The organism is Streptomyces sp. NPDC051243 (genome assembly GCF_044455405.1).
Classification (GTDB): domain Bacteria; phylum Actinomycetota; class Actinomycetes; order Streptomycetales; family Streptomycetaceae; genus Streptomyces.
The window spans coordinates 408,783-424,522 of the sequence record NZ_JBITES010000003.1 but is presented as its reverse complement, the minus strand read 5'-3'; the positions used below and the strand labels follow the sequence as shown (position 1 = coordinate 424,522).

General features: G+C 71.3%; 13 protein-coding genes. 9 read left to right on the top strand and 4 right to left on the bottom strand.

Annotated features, from left to right (window positions below):
* Positions 1 to 2: 2 nt before the first annotated feature.
* Positions 3 to 545, bottom strand: coding sequence for an MOSC domain-containing protein (locus ACIBAG_RS09185; RefSeq protein WP_399102703.1), 543 nt, complete (start codon positions 543 to 545; stop codon positions 3 to 5).
* A 181-nt stretch (positions 546 to 726) separates the two neighbouring features.
* Here ACIBAG_RS09185 and ACIBAG_RS09180 point away from each other — a divergent pair, with 181 nt between their 5' ends.
* The 4 genes from ACIBAG_RS09180 (at position 727) to ACIBAG_RS09165 (ending at position 6,454) form a co-directional block, all read left to right on the top strand.
* Complete coding sequence (locus ACIBAG_RS09180; RefSeq protein WP_399102701.1) at positions 727 to 3,486, top strand: ABC transporter substrate-binding protein; 2,760 nt, start codon at positions 727 to 729, stop codon at positions 3,484 to 3,486.
* 348 nt (positions 3,487 to 3,834) lie between these two features.
* Positions 3,835 to 4,356 carry a hypothetical protein gene (locus tag ACIBAG_RS09175; protein ID WP_399102699.1) on the top strand — a complete coding sequence of 174 codons (522 nt, stop codon included), beginning with the start codon at positions 3,835 to 3,837 and terminating at the stop codon, positions 4,354 to 4,356.
* Between the two features lie 155 nt (positions 4,357 to 4,511).
* Positions 4,512 to 5,177, top strand: coding sequence for a class F sortase (locus ACIBAG_RS09170; RefSeq protein ID WP_399102697.1), 666 nt, complete (start codon positions 4,512 to 4,514; stop codon positions 5,175 to 5,177).
* 269 nt (positions 5,178 to 5,446) lie between these two features.
* Positions 5,447 to 6,454, top strand: a complete 1,008-nt coding sequence (locus ACIBAG_RS09165; protein WP_399102694.1) for a S1C family serine protease — start codon at positions 5,447 to 5,449, stop codon at positions 6,452 to 6,454.
* 26 nt (positions 6,455 to 6,480) lie between these two features.
* Here the strand turns inward: ACIBAG_RS09165 and ACIBAG_RS09160 are convergent, their stop codons facing one another.
* On the bottom strand, positions 6,481 to 7,263 hold the full coding sequence (locus tag ACIBAG_RS09160; protein ID WP_399102692.1) for a sulfite exporter TauE/SafE family protein: 783 nt from the start codon (positions 7,261 to 7,263) through the stop codon (positions 6,481 to 6,483).
* Positions 7,264 to 7,568: 305 nt separating this feature from the next.
* Here ACIBAG_RS09160 and ACIBAG_RS09155 point away from each other — a divergent pair, with 305 nt between their 5' ends.
* The 3 genes from ACIBAG_RS09155 to nirD are packed head-to-tail and all read left to right on the top strand — an operon-like array spanning position 7,569 to position 11,739.
* Positions 7,569 to 8,786, top strand: a complete 1,218-nt coding sequence (locus ACIBAG_RS09155; protein ID WP_399102690.1) for an NAD(P)/FAD-dependent oxidoreductase — start codon at positions 7,569 to 7,571, stop codon at positions 8,784 to 8,786.
* On the top strand, positions 8,786 to 11,392 hold the full coding sequence (gene nirB, locus ACIBAG_RS09150; protein ID WP_399102688.1) for a nitrite reductase large subunit NirB: 2,607 nt from the start codon (positions 8,786 to 8,788) through the stop codon (positions 11,390 to 11,392). The genes ACIBAG_RS09155 and nirB overlap by 1 nt, the downstream gene beginning before the upstream one ends.
* A complete protein-coding gene (nirD, locus tag ACIBAG_RS09145) occupies positions 11,389 to 11,739 on the top strand; it encodes a nitrite reductase small subunit NirD (protein ID WP_399102686.1) in 351 nt (116 codons plus the stop codon). The genes nirB and nirD overlap by 4 nt, the downstream gene beginning before the upstream one ends.
* A gap of 575 nt (positions 11,740 to 12,314) precedes the next feature.
* Here the strand turns inward: nirD and ACIBAG_RS09140 are convergent.
* Complete coding sequence (locus ACIBAG_RS09140) at positions 12,315 to 13,247, bottom strand: oxidoreductase (protein ID WP_399102684.1); 933 nt, start codon at positions 13,245 to 13,247, stop codon at positions 12,315 to 12,317.
* A gap of 268 nt (positions 13,248 to 13,515) precedes the next feature.
* Between ACIBAG_RS09140 and ACIBAG_RS09135 the strand changes: the two genes are divergently transcribed.
* Both ACIBAG_RS09135 and ACIBAG_RS09130 read left to right on the top strand, forming a co-directional pair.
* Complete coding sequence (locus ACIBAG_RS09135; RefSeq protein ID WP_399102682.1) at positions 13,516 to 14,856, top strand: S8 family peptidase; 1,341 nt, start codon at positions 13,516 to 13,518, stop codon at positions 14,854 to 14,856.
* Positions 14,853 to 15,101 carry a hypothetical protein gene (locus ACIBAG_RS09130; protein WP_399102680.1) on the top strand — a complete coding sequence of 83 codons (249 nt, stop codon included), beginning with the start codon at positions 14,853 to 14,855 and terminating at the stop codon, positions 15,099 to 15,101. Before ACIBAG_RS09135 ends, ACIBAG_RS09130 begins: the two co-directional genes overlap by 4 nt.
* A gap of 74 nt (positions 15,102 to 15,175) precedes the next feature.
* On the opposite strand, the gene ACIBAG_RS09125 is transcribed toward ACIBAG_RS09130, so the two are convergent.
* Complete coding sequence (locus tag ACIBAG_RS09125) at positions 15,176 to 15,667, bottom strand: excalibur calcium-binding domain-containing protein (protein WP_399102678.1); 492 nt, start codon at positions 15,665 to 15,667, stop codon at positions 15,176 to 15,178.
* Positions 15,668 to 15,740 lie beyond the last annotated feature (73 nt).

The window sequence follows — 15,740 nt, the reverse complement described above, 5'->3', positions numbered from 1 at the left end:
GCTCAGACCCGGTCCAGCGGCCGGTGCGGACCGTCCGGGAGTTCGGCCTTGATCGTGTCGCCGGGGCGTACCACACCGCCCGTCTTCACGATGCCCATGATTCCGGCCTTGAGCACGAGGTTCCCGGCGTCGTCACGGCCGACGACCTGCTTCAGCAGCCCGGCCCGGAAGTTGTCGATCTGGAGGCAGGGGTTGCGCAGGCCGGTCACCTCGACGACGGCCTCGTCCCCGATGCGCAGCAGTGTCCCGGTGGAGAGGCCGAGCAGATCGATGCCCCGGGTGGTGATGTTCTCCCCGAGTTCGCCGGGGGCCACCCGGAATCCCGCGGCGCCGACCTCGTCGAAGAGTTCCTCGTGGATGAGGTGGACCTGGCGCAGATTCGGCTGCGTGGGATCCTGGGCCACTCGCGAACGGTGCTTGACCGTCACACCGGCGTGCACGTCTCCCTCGACGCCGAGTCCGGCGAGCAGCGTGATGCTCTCCCGGTTCGGCTTGGTGAACGAGTACTCGCCGTTGCTGCTGACCGCCGTCACCGTTCCGCTCATGTCCGACCCCGTTTCCTGTCCGCGCCTGTTCGCGACGCGGACCATTCTGCCCCGGCGAGAACGCCCCCAACAGGCCTCCGAAACCTCTCGTGCACGTGTCACCACTGCCGGTAACCTGTCGCTTCCTCTTCCTCGGTGACCACTCCCCACATCGGCACTCTTCGTCCCAGGAGTCCACACGATGGCGATGCCCTCGCCCCCGAGTCGCTTTCCCGACGACACCGGAGCGGACCTGTTCGTCAGGGAGTTCCCCATGGCGGTCGCCCCCGACGATCCCGCCGGCCTTTCGACCAGCCCACCGCTCATCGTCCTCAGCGTTCCACAGCCGGTCACCCCCGCCGACCCGGCGAACCCGGCCCAGGAGCACCGCGCCCGGGTGCGCCGGGTGCTGGGCGCGCTGGAGTCGTCGCTCCAGCGGGACAACGGCGCGAAGCTGGCGCCGTACGCCCTGGTGTGGGCGGAGGACCACCCCGCCTCCGCCTCCATGGCCGAGAGCGCCGGCAACGAGCTGGGGCGCGGCATACCCCGGCACATGACCCCCGACCGGTTCCCGGACTTCGTGCTCCTGCGCGAGGTGATCGCGTTCATGCGGGAGCGCCGGGAATGGCCCGCTCCCGTGCCGCGGGAGTTGCGCGACCACGCCTACCGGCAGCGGGTCGGGCGAGGCGGTCTGCCGGCGCTGCTGTGGTCGCTGTCCGGCGGGGAGGCGCCACCCATCGCCGGGTTACGGGGATGGCTGCTCGGCACCTGGTGGCGTGCCCTCACCATCACCTTCCCCCGGTGGTACTGGGCCCGGCGGCAGACCGCCCGGCTCATCCGGCCCGGAACGTTGTCCCTGAACCGGAGACCGCGGTGGCTCGGCTCCGATCTGGGCCGCAGCGGCGGCCGTGAGGACCTGTTCGAGGTGCTGGACGCGGTGGCGGAGCGGCAGGTGCCCCGGCTGGCGCTCCCCGCGGACCATCAGCGCCACATCGACGCACTCCAGCACTTCGAGCGGCTACTGGTGCGCGCGCTGCTGGAGGACCTGCGCAAACCGTCTCCCGGTCGGGCGCGGCCCAGCAGCCGCCGCCGGACCGCACGCCCCGTGCTGCTCGTCGAGCTCCCGCCGGAGGGCAGTGTCGGCTCCGGGGCGGCCGAACGCCTCGTCCGCGCCCTGCACACCGCCTCCGGCACGGACGACCGTGCGGACGCCGCGGCCCGGTCGGCGCGGCGTCCGGGCCCTCTCGTCATCGCGGTCGGCAGCCCCTCGGCGGCCCTGCTGCGCGACCTGAACGCCGAGAGCGGCAGCCTCTCCCTGGCGACCGAGCGGATGCGCGACAGCGGCGACCGGCCTGTCCTGGTGACCCTCAACGACGAGCCCTTCTCCCGGGACGGCCAGTCCATCCGGCGGGTGAAACCACGGGTGTTCAAGCTCCGCGCGAGCACCCAGACAGCCGGCGTCACCGCCTTCGCCCTGCTGGCCGTGTCCGCACTCGTCTACGGAGGATTCCGGGTCGTCGCCCCTCCGGTCGACGTCTCCTGCGCCGGCGGCGACGGCGCCGTCGCCAAGCCGACCGAGCGGCCCGAACTGAAGCCCGGAGCCCTGTACAACGAGGCGTACGACGAGATCCAGAGCCAGAACGGGACCGCCGAGAAATTCGCCGCACAGGGCAGGACGGTCCGTACGGTCGTCTACTTCGGGTCCGACCGGCCCAAGGACGACACCTCCACGACCATCCTGTTCGACGGGACCATCCCGGAACTGCGCGGTGTCGCCCTGTGGCAGCGCAGGCTCAACCAGGAGGCCGTCTCCGACGACTCACGGGTGCCGCTGAGGGTGGACGTGCGCTACACCGGCGCGGGGTTCGTGAACGCCGAGCGGGAGGCCCGGAAGCTGGTCGCCGAACTCGAGCACAAGCCTCGCGCGGCGTACGAGGAGATCGTCGGTGTTCTCGGGTTCGCCCAGAGCAAGGAGGAGTCCAGGAAGGCGCTGACGGTCCTGGCGCAGGCGGAGATCCCCGTGGTGGGCACCACCGCCACCGCGGACGAGATGCTGGGCAGCAGGAGCTACTGGCCCCTCACGCCGCTCAACAGCACCGAGGCGCGGATCGCGGCGAACTTCGCGGCCACCGCCAACATCGTGGCGCGGTCCGGCGGACAGCAGGGCTGCGCCCCCGCCCGGCACGCCGTCGTGGTCCACACCTCGAACGACCTGTACAGCAAGGGGCTCGCGGACGACTTCCGCGAGAGCTTCCAGGGCACCGAGGACATCGTCGACTTCTCCCAGACCGGCGCGTCGGCGGCGGGCCTCGGCATCGACCAGGTCTCCAGACCGGACGACCTCGCCGAGAACGTCTGCCGGAAACTGAGCCAGCATCAGGAGTCGATCGTCTACTGGACCGCCCGGGCACGCGACTTCACCGCGTTCGTGAACGCCTTCGACCGGCAGAAGACCTGCGCCGCCGACGGCCTGACCGTCCTCGGCGGCAACGAGCTCACGAACGTCGCACAGACCGGCGAGTACGACGACAACACCTGGCTGCGCCTCTACCACTCGGCGCACACGCTGCCGGTCACGGACGACAGGTCGAGCGACTCGACGAAGGACTTCGTCCAGGAGTACGACAGCTGGGTGGACGGCCCGCCGGAGCGGGACCCGTGGCGCTATGACGGCCACTCCGCCGTGTCGTACGACGCCTTCCGCATGCTGTCGCAGAGCGTGGACCGGGCCGCGAAGTGGGACCTGACACCGTCCGGGGTGCGCATCGTCCTGGGGACCGGCGTCACCTTCGAGGGCGCGACGGGGTCCGTGCTCAAGCCCACGGAGGACAACCGGCCTCCGGCCGACAAGACCCTGGCGATACTCCGGCAGTCGGCCGACGGCCCGGTCGTGCTGGCCGCGTGCGGGGCCTACCGGCCGGGCGAGACCTACGCCAAGCAGGCTCCGCCCTGCTCCGAGTAGTCCCGGGTCACCAAAGGTCCCTGCCGAAGGGGGAGTTCGCCTTCGGCAGGGATCACCGCGTCCGTCCGGTCGGGACCGGCGGGTGCACAGGGGACGCACATCGCCGAGGGGGCGCCTCACCCGTGCCGGTCACCCGTTCACACGTGCCCCGCACACCTTTCGGGGGCTGTTCCGGGACGCGCCCGCCCTACGGCTGTGACCTGCCGAAACGGCACGCGGAGAAGCTTTCCGGCCCTCCCGCATGACACCCGTTCACCCTATTTCTGACAAACCTTCAGGAAGCGGGCTCGGCCTCGTGCCACTTACCTCGGAAGGACAGAGGCCACTGAAGAGCTCGAGGGAGCGTCGATGCGAGGTACCACCCGCCTGCTGACCGGTAGCGCGCTCGCCGTCGCCGCGGCCGGTCTCGTCACCGCGCCGGCGTACGGTGACGACACCGGCGGCCTGCGGCTGTCCCCGTCGTCGGTCGTGCCGGGCGGGGAGGTCGCGGTGGACACGGCCGCCTGCCCGGACGGCGCAGGGGTGGCGGGCGACGCCAGCGCCGTGGGCGCCGGTGACTTCTCGCTGGTGCCGGGTACGGCCGAGCAGGACGCGAGCGGGCGGTTCCGGGTGCCGCCGAGCGCGCAGCCGGGGACGTACGAGATCGCCGCCACCTGCGCGGAGGGCGGCCGGCGGGTGAGCGGGGACCTGGTGGTCACGCTGACGGCCCCGCGCGAACAGGTGCATCCGAGAGGAAGTGTGAAGACGGGGGTCGGCGGCGCTCTCGGCGGCGACCCCGTGCAGACCGCGGCCGGCGTGTCGGCTCTCGCCGTCGCCGCCGCGGGCGGTACCTGGCTCCTGCATCGCCGGGCGAGAGGCGACGGGATCTGACGGACACCCTCCGCTGTCCGTCCACCGGTACCGCACGTCCCCTCCCCCTCCGGGTCCGACGCCCCTCGCGGCCCGGAGGGGGAACGGGCGGCCCAAGCGAGTCCGGGCAGCCCGAGCACAGTCCGGGCGGCCCAGCACAGTCCCAGGAGGCTCCCGTGCGCAGTCACCGCGGCGTCGGCGACGCCGCCATATCGGCCGTCACCGTCCTCGCCCTGGGCTCCGGCGCCTGGCTGCTGGGCAACGGCGCCCAGACACACGCCCCGCCGCAGCCGTCGGCGGCGCAGGGCAGGGAGATCGCGCGGGGCGAGGACACCGATCGCTCCCCCACGGACCCGGCTGCCGCCCGCTCGTCCGCTCCCGCGCTACCGCCTTCCCCGCCCGACCGCATCCGTATCCCCTCGATCCGGGTCTCCGCGCCCCTCATGGGCCTGGGCCTGACGAGGACGGGCAGCCTCGACGTGCCGCCCGCCGAGCGCAAGAACCTGGCCGGCTGGTACGAGGCCGGCACCACGCCCGGCGAGACCGGCACCGCGATCGTCGCCGGCCATGTGGACAACGCCGACGGACCCGCCGTCTTCTACCGCCTCGGCGCCCTGAAGAAGGGCAGCACGATCGAGGTGGACCGACGGGACGGCGGCACGGCGCTGTTCTCCGTGGACGCCGTCGAGGTGTACGACGCGAAGGCGTTCCCGGACGAGAAGGTGTACGGCGCGGCGCGGCGCCCGGAACTGCGGGTGATCACCTGCGGCGGCGGTTACTCACGGACGACCGGGTATCAGGGCAACGTCGTCGTCTTCGCGCACCTGACCGGCAGCCGCTGAGCCCTCCGGGCGGTACGCCTGCCGCGCGCGGCCACCGGTTCACCCTCGACGGCGCACCCTTCGGCGGCCTCGTCGCCGTCGTCTGACGGTCCGGCAGATCTGTCATGAGGTGGACCATCGCAGGACGCTGACCTGCGGTGTTCCGTCGGCGCGACAGACATACAGCGGAGGATTAGCCTGAATGGGGAACGCACGCTAGGAGGCCCCAGATGCGGCCGACAGCCAGAATGTACGTCGCCGCCGCGTCCGCCGTCGCCTTGAGTTGCGGTATGACGGTGACCGACGCGAGGGCGGACGATCCGAAGGAGATCTTCGAGCGGGTGGCGCCCGCGACCGTGCAGGTGCTGGCTGGAGAGGCTTTCGGTAGCGGAGTCATCTACGACGCCGACAACGGTCTCATCGTGACCAATGCGCACGTGGTCACCGGGCAGAGCGCTCTGAAGGTCCGCATCGAGGACAAAGAGCCCGTGCCCGTGCGGCTGATGGGCAGCGATCCCTGCGAGGACCTGGCGGTGCTGAAGCTCCAGACACAGCAAGAAGATCTGGAGGAGGTGGAGTTCGGCGACAGCGGTGAACTGGAGCAGGGGGACGAGGTGACGGCGATCGGCTATCCGGTAGGCGCCGGTGACGTGGCGCGTGAGAAGGCCGTCCTGACCACGGGCGTGGTCCAGTCGCCGGACGTCGCAGTGACGGATCTGGCGAGTCAGCCCGAACTTCCTTCCACCGTGCAGCATTCGGCAGCACTCAATGACGGTAATTCCGGAGGGCCGCTGCTCGACAGCGAGGGGAAGCTTGTCGGTATCAACACCTTCAGCATCTCAGGGACCCAGGGCCAGTACAACGCCATTAGCAGCGACCACGCGGAGCCGCTTCTCCAAGGGCTCGCTGATGGAAAGAGCAAGAACGACCCCGGCTGGGGAGACTTGCTGGCCATCTCCGACGAGTCCTTCGAGCTGTATTTCCCCGAGGAGGACCAGGACGACGCTCTGGCGATGAAGCAGGAGCTCCAGGACCAGGGGATAGAGGGCCTCTACGTGTCGAGCGTGGCCAGTAACTCACCGGCCAGTGAGGCGAAGTTGGAGACCGGCGACGTCATAACCCACCTCAAGGACACGGCTGTCGGCACCGATCAGCAGGCGTGCGACGTCCTTCAGTCCGCGGCCCCGGGCGAAAAGATCACCGTCGACGGCGTCTTCACGTTCGAGGGGACGGACAGTGAGGGGAATCCGGTCTCGCCCGGCAGTGCGTGGCAGGTCAACATGACGCTGGATCGGTGACCTCCTTCGCCCGCAGACGCCCGTCGCTAGACGACCCACTGCTCATACCCCAACTTCGCCACCAGCGTGAACACCACCGCCAGCAGCACCCCCCGAACAAACCCACTCCCCTTCTTCAGCGCCGTACGCGCCCCCACCGTTCCGCCCACCAGGTTGAACACCGCCATGAGCCCGGCCAGTTGCCACAGCACCGTGCCTTGCCAGGCGAAGGTCGCCAGTGCGCCGGCGTTGGTGCAGCAGTTGACGATCTTGGCGGTGGCGGAGGCGGTGACGAGGTCCAGGTGGAGGACGGCGGTGAGGGCGAGGACCAGGAACGTGCCGGTGCCGGGGCCGATCAGGCCGTCGTAGAAGCCGATGCCCAGGCCCGCGAGGCCGATCGCGGCGAGGATCTGGCGGCGGGTGGCCGGGCCGGTCGCCGGGGCCGTGCCGAACGCTGGGCGCAGGATCACGAACGCGGCGACGGCCAGCAGCACCACCATGATCACGGGCTTCAGCACCTCGGTGCTCATGCCGGCCGCGAAGAAGGCACCGGCGCAGGAGCCCGCGAGCGCCGCCAGCCCGATGCGTACGGCGAGGCGCACGTCCACGGGTGCCTTGCGGGCGTAGGTCACCGCCGCGCCTGTCGTGCCGACGATGGCGACCGCCTTGTTGGTGCCGAGCGCGTACGCGGCCGGGGTGCTCGCGGGCCGGCCGAGCAGCAGGGCCGGGAGCAGGAGCAGCCCTCCGCCGCCGACCACGGCGTCGATGCAGCCGGCCGCGAGGGCCGCGAGGCACAGGACGGCGACCATGGTCAGCGATATGTCGGGCATGATCGCGACACTAGGCAGGTGATGTGTGGGGTGTCCATCTTGTTTGAGGGACTCCTGAGGGTCGGCGAAGGCATGGGTGTGTGACAGGTCATGCATGACGCTCACGGTCGTAGACGATGGTGACTGCACGGAAACCGGGGCCTCGGTCCACCCCGCCCCACCACCGCGAACGCCCACCTCACAGCACGCCCCCGCCGCCCCCGCCGAACCCTCACACCGGCCCCCGGCCCCCGCTGAGGGCAGCGTTCCTCGTGGGAAACAGACGTGATGCGGTCGGGTAACACCCGCATCGCACGCTCCTAGGCATGACCTCGAATACGCGTGTGGTGGTGATCGGCGCCGGACTCGCGGGCGTACGACTCGCCCGGCGGCTCGGCGAGCTCGGCACGCCCGTGACGCTCGTCGGCGACGAGGAGCACCGCCCGTACAACCGGGTGCTGCTCGCCGAGGTGCTGGCCGGGCGGTACAGCCCCGATGTGATCGCCCTGCCGGCGCCCGCGGAGCTGACGCGCGGCCGGGTCACCGGCATCGACCGCGAGGTGCGGACCGTACACCTCGAGGACGGCTCGGAGATCGCATACGACACGCTCGTGCTGGCCACCGGCTCCAACCCGGTGCTGCCGCCGCTGCGCGGCCTGTTCACGCCCGACCACGTGCTGCCGGAGGGCGTCCACGCCTTCCGGACCATGGACGACTGCCTGGGACTGTCCAAGGCGGTCCGGCCGGGTGTGAAGGCGGTCGTGATCGGCGGCGGACTCCTCGGGGTCTCCGCGGCCCGGGCGCTCGCCCAGCGCGGCGCCCAGGTCGTGCTCGCCCAGCAGGGCGAGCGTCTCATGGAGCGCCAGCTCGACCCGAGCGCCTCGAAGCTCGTCCAGCGGCATCTGAAGGACCTCGGCGTCGAGATCCACACCGAGTGCCGCGTGCGTGATGTGCGCTGCGTGGGCGGCGCGGTCCGCTCCGTCGAGATGCACGACGGCTACGCCCTCGACGCCGACCTCGTGGTACTGGCCTGCGGGGTGCACCCCCGTGCGGGCCTCGCGCAGACCGCCGGACTCGAGGTGCGCAAGGGCATCGTCGTCGATGACGAACTGCGCACCTCCGACCCGCACATCAGGGCGATCGGCGACTGCGCCCAGCACGACGGCACGGTCTACGGGCTCGCCACCCCGGCGCTCGAACAGGCGGAAGTCCTGGCCGAGCTGCTGTCGGGACGCCGCGCGCACGCCCGTTACACCGGTACCCGCGCGCTGACCCGGCTCACGCTCACCGGGCACGACTCACCCTTCGACCTCGCCGCGTTCGGCGAGACGGAGGCCCGGCCCGGCGACGACGTCGTGCAGCTCGCCGACGCCACCCGCGGCACCTACCGCAAGGTCGTCGTCCGCGACGACCGCCTGGTCGGCGGGGTTCTCGTCGGCGAACTCGGCACCGTCGGCGCGCTCGCCCGCGCCTGGGAGGGAGCAGAGCCGCTCCCCGACGACGGCCCCCTGCTCCACCTGCTCACCAACGATGGAGGCTCCTGATGACCGCCGACCTCGGGGTCACCCCCACAATCGTGCTCGTCGGCCATGGCATGGTCGGCCAGCGCTTCCTCGAAGCGCTCGCCGAGCGCGGCCTGACCGCCACGCACCGCGTGGTCGTGCTGTGCGAGGAGCCGCGTCCCGCGTACGACCGCGTAGCGCTGACCTCGTACTTCTCGGGCAAGACGCCCGAGGACCTGTCCATGACGGACATGGAGTTCATCGACACGCACGGCATCGAGCTGCGCATCGGTGACCCGGCGGTCTCCGTCGACCGCGAGGTGAAGAAGGTCACCGCCAAGTCCGGTGAGGTCTTCGAGTACGACATCCTCGTCCTCGCCACCGGCTCGTACCCGTTCGTGCCGCCGGTCCCGAACAAGGACGCCACCGGCTGTTTCGTGTACCGCACGATCGAGGACCTGCTCGCGATCGAGGAGTACGCGAAGACGAAGGCCACGACGGGTGCCGTCGTCGGCGGTGGTCTGCTGGGCCTGGAGGCCGCGGGCGCGCTCAAGGGCCTGGGCGTCGAGTCGCACATCGTGGAGTTCGCGCCGCGGCTGATGCCGGTGCAGGTCGACGAGGGCGGCGGCGCCGCGCTGCTGCGCACGATCGAGGACATGGGCCTGACGGTCCACACCGGGGTGGGCACGCAGGAGATCGTGACGGACGCCGAGGGTGTCGTCACCGGCATGAAGCTCTCCGACGGCTCCGAACTCGCCACCGACATGGTGATCTTCTCCGCCGGTGTCCGCCCCCGCGACCAGCTGGCCCGCGACTGCGGCCTCACGGTCGGCGAGCGCGGCGGCATCACGGTCGACGAGCAGTGCCGTACGGTCGCCGACCCGCACGTGTTCGCGATCGGCGAGTGTGCGCTCGCGGCGGACGGCCGGGTGTACGGCCTGGTGGCCCCGGGTTACGAGCAGGCCGAGACGGCCGCCGCGGCGATCGCCGCCGACGAGACGGAGCAGTTGACGTTCACGGGCGCCGACCTCTCCACCAAGCTGAAGCTGCTCGGCGTGGACGTGGCGTCCTTCGGTGACGCGCACGGCACCGCCGAGGACTGCCTGGACGTCGTGTACTCCGACTCCCGCGCGGGCCTGTACAAGAAGCTGGTCATCGGCCGCGACGGCACGCTGCTCGGCGGCATCCTGGTCGGCGACGCGGAGGCGTACGGCACGCTGAAGGCGTTCACCGGCTCGGTCCCGCCGGTCTCGCCGGAGTCGCTGGTGCTGCCGGCCGGTGCCGGGGCGCCCGCCCAGCTCGGCCCGTCCGCGCTGCCGGACGAGGCGATCATCTGCTCCTGCAACAACGTCACCAAGGGCACGATCCGCGGCGCGGTCACCGACCACCAGTGCACGACCGTGCCCGAGGTGAAGAAGTGCACCAAGGCCGGCACCACCTGCGGCAGCTGCGTCAAGGTCCTGGGCCAGCTGATCAACGCCGAGCTGGAGGCGTCCGGCGTCGAGGTCGACAAGGGCCTGTGCGGCTGCTTCTCGCAGACCCGCGAGGAGCTGTACGAGATCGTCCTCGCCCTGCGCATCAACACCTACCAGGACCTGCTGGACCGCTACGGCCGCGACGGCGCCAAGGGCGGCGACGGCTGCGAGATCTGCAAGCCGGCGGTCGGCTCGATCATCGCCTCCCTCGCCCCGACGATCGGCGCGAGCGGCTACGTCCTGGACGGCGAGCAGGCGGCGCTGCAGGACAGCAACGACCATTTCCTCGCCAACATCCAGAAGAACGGCTCGTACTCGGTCGTCCCGCGGATCGCCGGTGGTGAGATCACCCCCGAGGGCCTGATCGTGATCGGCGAGATCGCCCGCGACTTCGGCCTCTACACGAAGATCACCGGCGGCCAGCGGATCGACATGTTCGGCGCACGCGTGGAGCAACTGCCGCTGATCTGGGCGCGGTTGGTGGACGCGGGCTTCGAGTCCGGCCACGCGTACGGCAAGGCCCTGCGTACCGTGAAGTCCTGCGTGGGGCAGACCTGGTGCCGCTACGGCGTCCAGGACTCGGTTCGCATGGCGATCGACCTGGAGCTGCGCTACCGGGGGCTCAGGTCCCCCCACAAGCTGAAGTCGGCCGTGTCCGGCTGCCAGCGCGAGTGCGCGGAGGCCCAGTCGAAGGACTTCGGCGTGATCGCCACCGCCAACGGCTGGAACCTCTACGTCGGCGGCAACGGCGGCGCGACCCCGCGCCACGCGGACCTCCTCGCCCAGGACCTGTCCGACGCCGAGCTGATCCGTCTGATCGACCGCTTCCTGATGTTCTACATCCGCACCGCGGACCGCCTGGAGCGCACGAGCGTCTGGCTGGAGCGGATCCCCGGCGGCCTTGACCACGTCCGTGACGTGGTCGTCGAGGACTCCCTCGGCATCTGCGAGGAGCTGGAGTCCCTGATGGCGGCCCATGTCGCGAACTACCGCGACGAGTGGGCGGAGACCATCAAGGACCCGGAGAAGCTGGCCCGCTTCGTCTCCTTCATCAACGCGCCCGACACCCCCGACCCGGTCGTCGGCTTCGTCCCCGAGCGCGACCAGATCAAGCCCGACCTGCCCCTGCTGACCATCGGCCAGCGCCCCCTGGAAGGAAGCGCCCAGCGATGACCCTGGCACCCGAGACGACCGACCTCAAGGTCCAAGTACGGCTGGACGAGGACTGGTTGACGGTCTGCGACCTGCACCGGCTGCTCCCCGGCCGCGGTGTGGCGGCCCTGCTGCCGAACGGCGACCAGGTGGCCCTCTTCCGCGACCGCGCCGGACGGCTGTACGCCATCGACAACCGCGACCCCTTCGGCGGCGCGGCGGTCCTCTCCCGCGGCCTGACCGGCACCCACCAGGGCCGCCCGTTCGTGGCCTCGCCCCTGCTGAAGCAGCGGTTCGACCTGGAGACCGGGCAGTGCCTGGACGACGAGACGGTGCGGATCACGACGTACGAGGTGCGGGCGCGATGACCTCGGGCGTACGGATGTAGGGGACGAGCCCGCTCCGTCCTGGCCCGGAGCCGCGGAGCTCCGGGCCAACCTGCTGCTCAGGGAGTGGCCTTCAGCGGTCCATGGGACAGGTCCGGACCGCCGGCCGTGGCTGTGCCGCGTTCCGCGCGACGACGCCCCGGACAGCCGGGCGCGGGTCACCTCGGACCCCACGAGCAGGATGAACGCCGAGGATCTGCTGAACGCCGACCGGGACAGGCTGTCCGTCGCCGAGCAGCGCGCTCTCGAAGCGGCCGCGGTGATGCGGCAGCTGGGGCCGCGTACGACCCGCAGGGCGTGGCCATGGGGTCCCTGGAGCCGGGAGAGCCTCACCGCGCCGAGCTGTCCGGGCGCGCCCGGCGGCATCGTGCCGCTGGCGGAGGTACGCCCGATCCCGTACTCGGTGTCGCCCAGCCAGGCCCCGCAGCCCTCGCCCACGTCCCGCCGTAACGGGCGGCATCCTGCGGCAGGCCCCCCCCCCCCGCGCGGCAGGGACCGGACCGAGCCGAACGGCGTCATCGGCGCCGCCATTCCCATCCCGGCTCCCGGCCTGAGCACTACAGAGGCTCGGCAAGGCAGTCGTATGCCACCCCCGTCAGCCGCTCCGACGCCTCCCAGAGCCGGTCGCCCGCACGGTCGTCGAGCGTCCAGGGCGCCCGCCAGGACGGGGCGGGTGAGCCGCGCCAGCCGGCGAAGGACGGGCCGGTGAAGGAGTCGGGGTGGACGTCGGGGGCGGTGGCGGCGTACAGCGTGGGCAGCGCGCCGGCCTCGGCGGACTGGGCGAAGAGCCGGTTGCCGACGCGCATGAACCACTCACCGGCCCGGCGCCCCGACATGCGCGGCCCCGCGGTCTGCAGGTTGGTGTCCGCGTACCCGGGATGCGCCGCGGCCGCCACCACCTCCGCCCCCTTCGCCGACAGCCTGCGTGCCAGTTCGTGCGTGAAGAGCAGGTTGGCGGTCTTGGACCGGGCGTAGGCGAGCCAACGCCGGTAGCGGCGCTCGCCGTTGAGGTCGGCGAGGTCGATGTTGGCCAGCGCGTGCATCGGGCTGGAGACGGTCACCACCCGTGCGCCCGGAGTGGCGAGCAGCGTGGGCAGCAGCAGGCCGGTGAGCGCGAAGTGCCCGAGGTGGTTGACGCCGAACTGCGTCTCGAACCCGTCCGCCGTGGTGCCGTACGGCAACGCCATCACGCCCGCGTTGTTCACGAGCAGATCCAGGCGGTCGTACGGGAACGTCGCGGCGAAGTCGCGTACGGAGCCTAGGTCCGCGAGGTCGAGAAGCCTCAACTCGGCCTGGGCGCCAGGCACTTCTGAGGCCAGCCGATCCCGGGCCGCCCCGCCGCGCGCCTCGCTCCGGCACGCGAGCACCACCCGGGCGCCCTTGCGCGCCAGCTCCCGCGCCGTGACGTACCCGAGGCCACTGTTGGCCCCGGTGACTACGGCGACGCGGCCGCTCTGGTCGGGGATGTCGCGCTCATTCCAGCCGGACATGGCGGGGCTCCTTCCGATGACCGTTGGCCCGCTTCTTTTGTTCTGCCCTGTACCACTTTGTTCTGTTGCGTACAACAGTGTCCGATGCGAACGTATTCGAGGGGGCTGTGCCGAGGCCTCGACAAGGCGCGTCCTTGCAGGTCACGGCATTCCACGTCGATCCACGACCGTATCCACGACCGCACGCGCCGGCCAACCCCGCGCCTGCAGCTCCGTGTGTCGACGTGCGTCCACAGACAGGGGGGAGCACAGAAAGCGGGAAGATTCAATGGCGAACGGACCCATGGACAGGCGCGCCTTCGGCGGGCAGCCCGACCGACCCAACGGCCAGGGCCGCACCCCTGAGCAGAGCGCGGAGTACACCGGCCGGTACGTGGTCCTGCTCGAGCCCGGCAATCAGGAGAGCGGGCTGAACGCGCTGCGCTCCAACGCCGACATCGCGTCCGTCGAACGTGTCCGAGGAACCGAGACCGCGAACATAGCCGAACTCCTCGAACGCCCCGATGTCTCGGTGCACTTCGAGGAACTCGGGGCCGCGGTCGTCGAGGTACGGCCCGAGCAGCGTCACGCGCTGGTGACCACGGCCGAGGCCGATCCGGCGATCATCGCGGCAGAGCCCGAGCGCATGGTGTACGCCATGCCGATCACCGCCCCGACGCAGGCGCCGACCGAGTTCTTCCCGGCGTACCGCAGTGACGAGGAAGTGGTCGCCCGCCACTCCAGGGCCGAGATGGCCGTCGCGCAGGGCCCGGCCTGGGACGAGCAGACCTGGACCTGGGGACTGCAGGCGATCCGGGCCAACCTGTCCCACCTGACCGGACGCGGCGTGAAGGTCGCCGTCCTCGACACCGGGGTGGACACCGACCATCCGGACCTGGTCGGCTGCCTCGAGGAGACGATGTCGTTCGTGCTCGGCGAGTCCGTCGAGGACTCCAACGGCCACGGAACGCACTGCATCGGCACCGTCGCCGGCCCGCGGAACCCGCAGCAGCAGCCCCGCTACGGCGTGGCCTGCGACGCCCGGATCCTCGCCGGCAAGGTCCTCAGCAACCGGGGTTCCGGTACCGACGGCCAGATCCTGGCGGGCATGGCCTGGGCGATCGCCCGCGGCGCACGCGTGATCTCCATGTCGCTCGGCGCGCGGGTCCGCAAGGGTGAGCTCTTCCCGCAGACGTACGAGATCCTGGCCAAACGCGCCTTCGAGCGCGGGACGGTGATCGTCGCCGCCGCGGGCAACGACAGCAACCGGCCCCAGGACGTCTTCCCCGTCAGCCGGCCCGCCAACTGCCCCTCGATCCTGGCGGTGGGCGCGCTGGACAAGGCGATCGCCCCGGCGTTCTTCTCCAACGGCGGGATCAACGGCCAGGGCGGTGAGGTCAACATCGCCGCGCCCGGCTGGGACGTGCGCTCGGCCGCCCCTGGCGGTGGGTACACGGAGATGAAGGGCACGAGCATGGCCACCCCGCATGTCGCGGGTGTCCTCGCCCTGCTCGCCGAGGCCAACCCCAACGCCTCCGCGACCGAACTCAAGGCGGCCCTGCTCGCCGGCGCGTACCCGCTGACGCAGCCCGCCAAGGACGTCGGCGCCGGCCTGCTCCAGGCCCCGTGACCGAGTCGCCCGGCTCCGCTCCGGTCGGGGTCATCCTCGCGGTGGACCCCGACCGGTTCGCGGAGGTGGTGGATGCCCTGCGGCGGGCGGGCCTGACGGTCACGGGCGAGCAGCCGGCCCTCGGCACACTCTCCGGAACCGTCACGGAGGACCGGCTGCCGGCCCTGGAAGCGGTCGACGGCGTCGAGTCCATGGATCTCGAGCGCATCGTCCAGCTTCCGCCGCCCGACTCTCCGATCCAGTGAGCGGTCCAGTGAGACCGAGACGGCTGCCCCGGATCCTCGGGCCGGATCCTGAGGCCGGGGCAGCCGTCCGCCCGTCAGCTGTCGCAGCCCACCCCGTCGTTGTCGCGGTCCAGGTGGGAGGCGTACCCGGGCTCGCCCCGGTGGACCGGGGCGGCACCGGCGGCCCGGGCCTCGCTGCAGTTGGCGTAGTAGACGTCGTCGCCGGACGAGTCGCCGCTGTCGTCGGAGGCGGAACCGCTGCCGGCCGCGGGCGCCGCGGTGACCGTCGTGGTGACCTTGATCGTCTTCGTGGCCGTCACGGTCGGCGCCGGTTCGGGTTCCTCCGCCGGTGACGTCGTGGTCGCCGTGACGGTGACCGTGGGGCCTGGTGAGGCCGCCTTCGGCTGTGCCTCGGCGGTCTTCGTGTCCTCGCCGGAGGCGTTCGCGGCGAGGCCCAGGAAGAAGGCCAGCGCGAGCGCGGGGAGCGCGTACCGCTTTCGCGCCCACCTGGGCGCCGGGCGGAACGGCGACTGCGGCGGCAGTGGCGGCTGGGGCGGCAGCTGCGGCGTCGTGTACGGATTGGTCATGTCATCCCCCCACTGGTGGTGCGTGAGGGGATGACCGTAATGCCCAGCTCCTAGATGTGGAGGAGATGTGTCT

What these genes read in the sequence shown, in the direction of transcription:
- ACIBAG_RS09160 (WP_399102692.1), bottom strand. Translation starts at nt 7,263, where the DNA reads ATGCCCGACATATCGCTGACCATGGTCGCCGTCCTGTGCCTCGCGGCC.
- nirB (WP_399102688.1), top strand. Translation starts at nt 8,786, where the DNA reads ATGACCGCCGACCTCGGGGTCACCCCCACAATCGTGCTCGTCGGCCAT.
- nirD (WP_399102686.1), top strand. Translation starts at nt 11,389, where the DNA reads ATGACCCTGGCACCCGAGACGACCGACCTCAAGGTCCAAGTACGGCTG.
- ACIBAG_RS09155 (WP_399102690.1), top strand. Translation starts at nt 7,569, where the DNA reads ATGACCTCGAATACGCGTGTGGTGGTGATCGGCGCCGGACTCGCGGGC.
- ACIBAG_RS09175 (WP_399102699.1), top strand. Translation starts at nt 3,835, where the DNA reads ATGCGAGGTACCACCCGCCTGCTGACCGGTAGCGCGCTCGCCGTCGCC.
- ACIBAG_RS09180 (WP_399102701.1), top strand. Translation starts at nt 727, where the DNA reads ATGGCGATGCCCTCGCCCCCGAGTCGCTTTCCCGACGACACCGGAGCG.
- ACIBAG_RS09165 (WP_399102694.1), top strand. Translation starts at nt 5,447, where the DNA reads ATGACGGTGACCGACGCGAGGGCGGACGATCCGAAGGAGATCTTCGAG.
- ACIBAG_RS09185 (WP_399102703.1), bottom strand. Translation starts at nt 545, where the DNA reads ATGAGCGGAACGGTGACGGCGGTCAGCAGCAACGGCGAGTACTCGTTC.
- ACIBAG_RS09125 (WP_399102678.1), bottom strand. Translation starts at nt 15,667, where the DNA reads ATGACCAATCCGTACACGACGCCGCAGCTGCCGCCCCAGCCGCCACTG.
- ACIBAG_RS09135 (WP_399102682.1), top strand. Translation starts at nt 13,516, where the DNA reads ATGGCGAACGGACCCATGGACAGGCGCGCCTTCGGCGGGCAGCCCGAC.
- ACIBAG_RS09140 (WP_399102684.1), bottom strand. Translation starts at nt 13,247, where the DNA reads ATGTCCGGCTGGAATGAGCGCGACATCCCCGACCAGAGCGGCCGCGTC.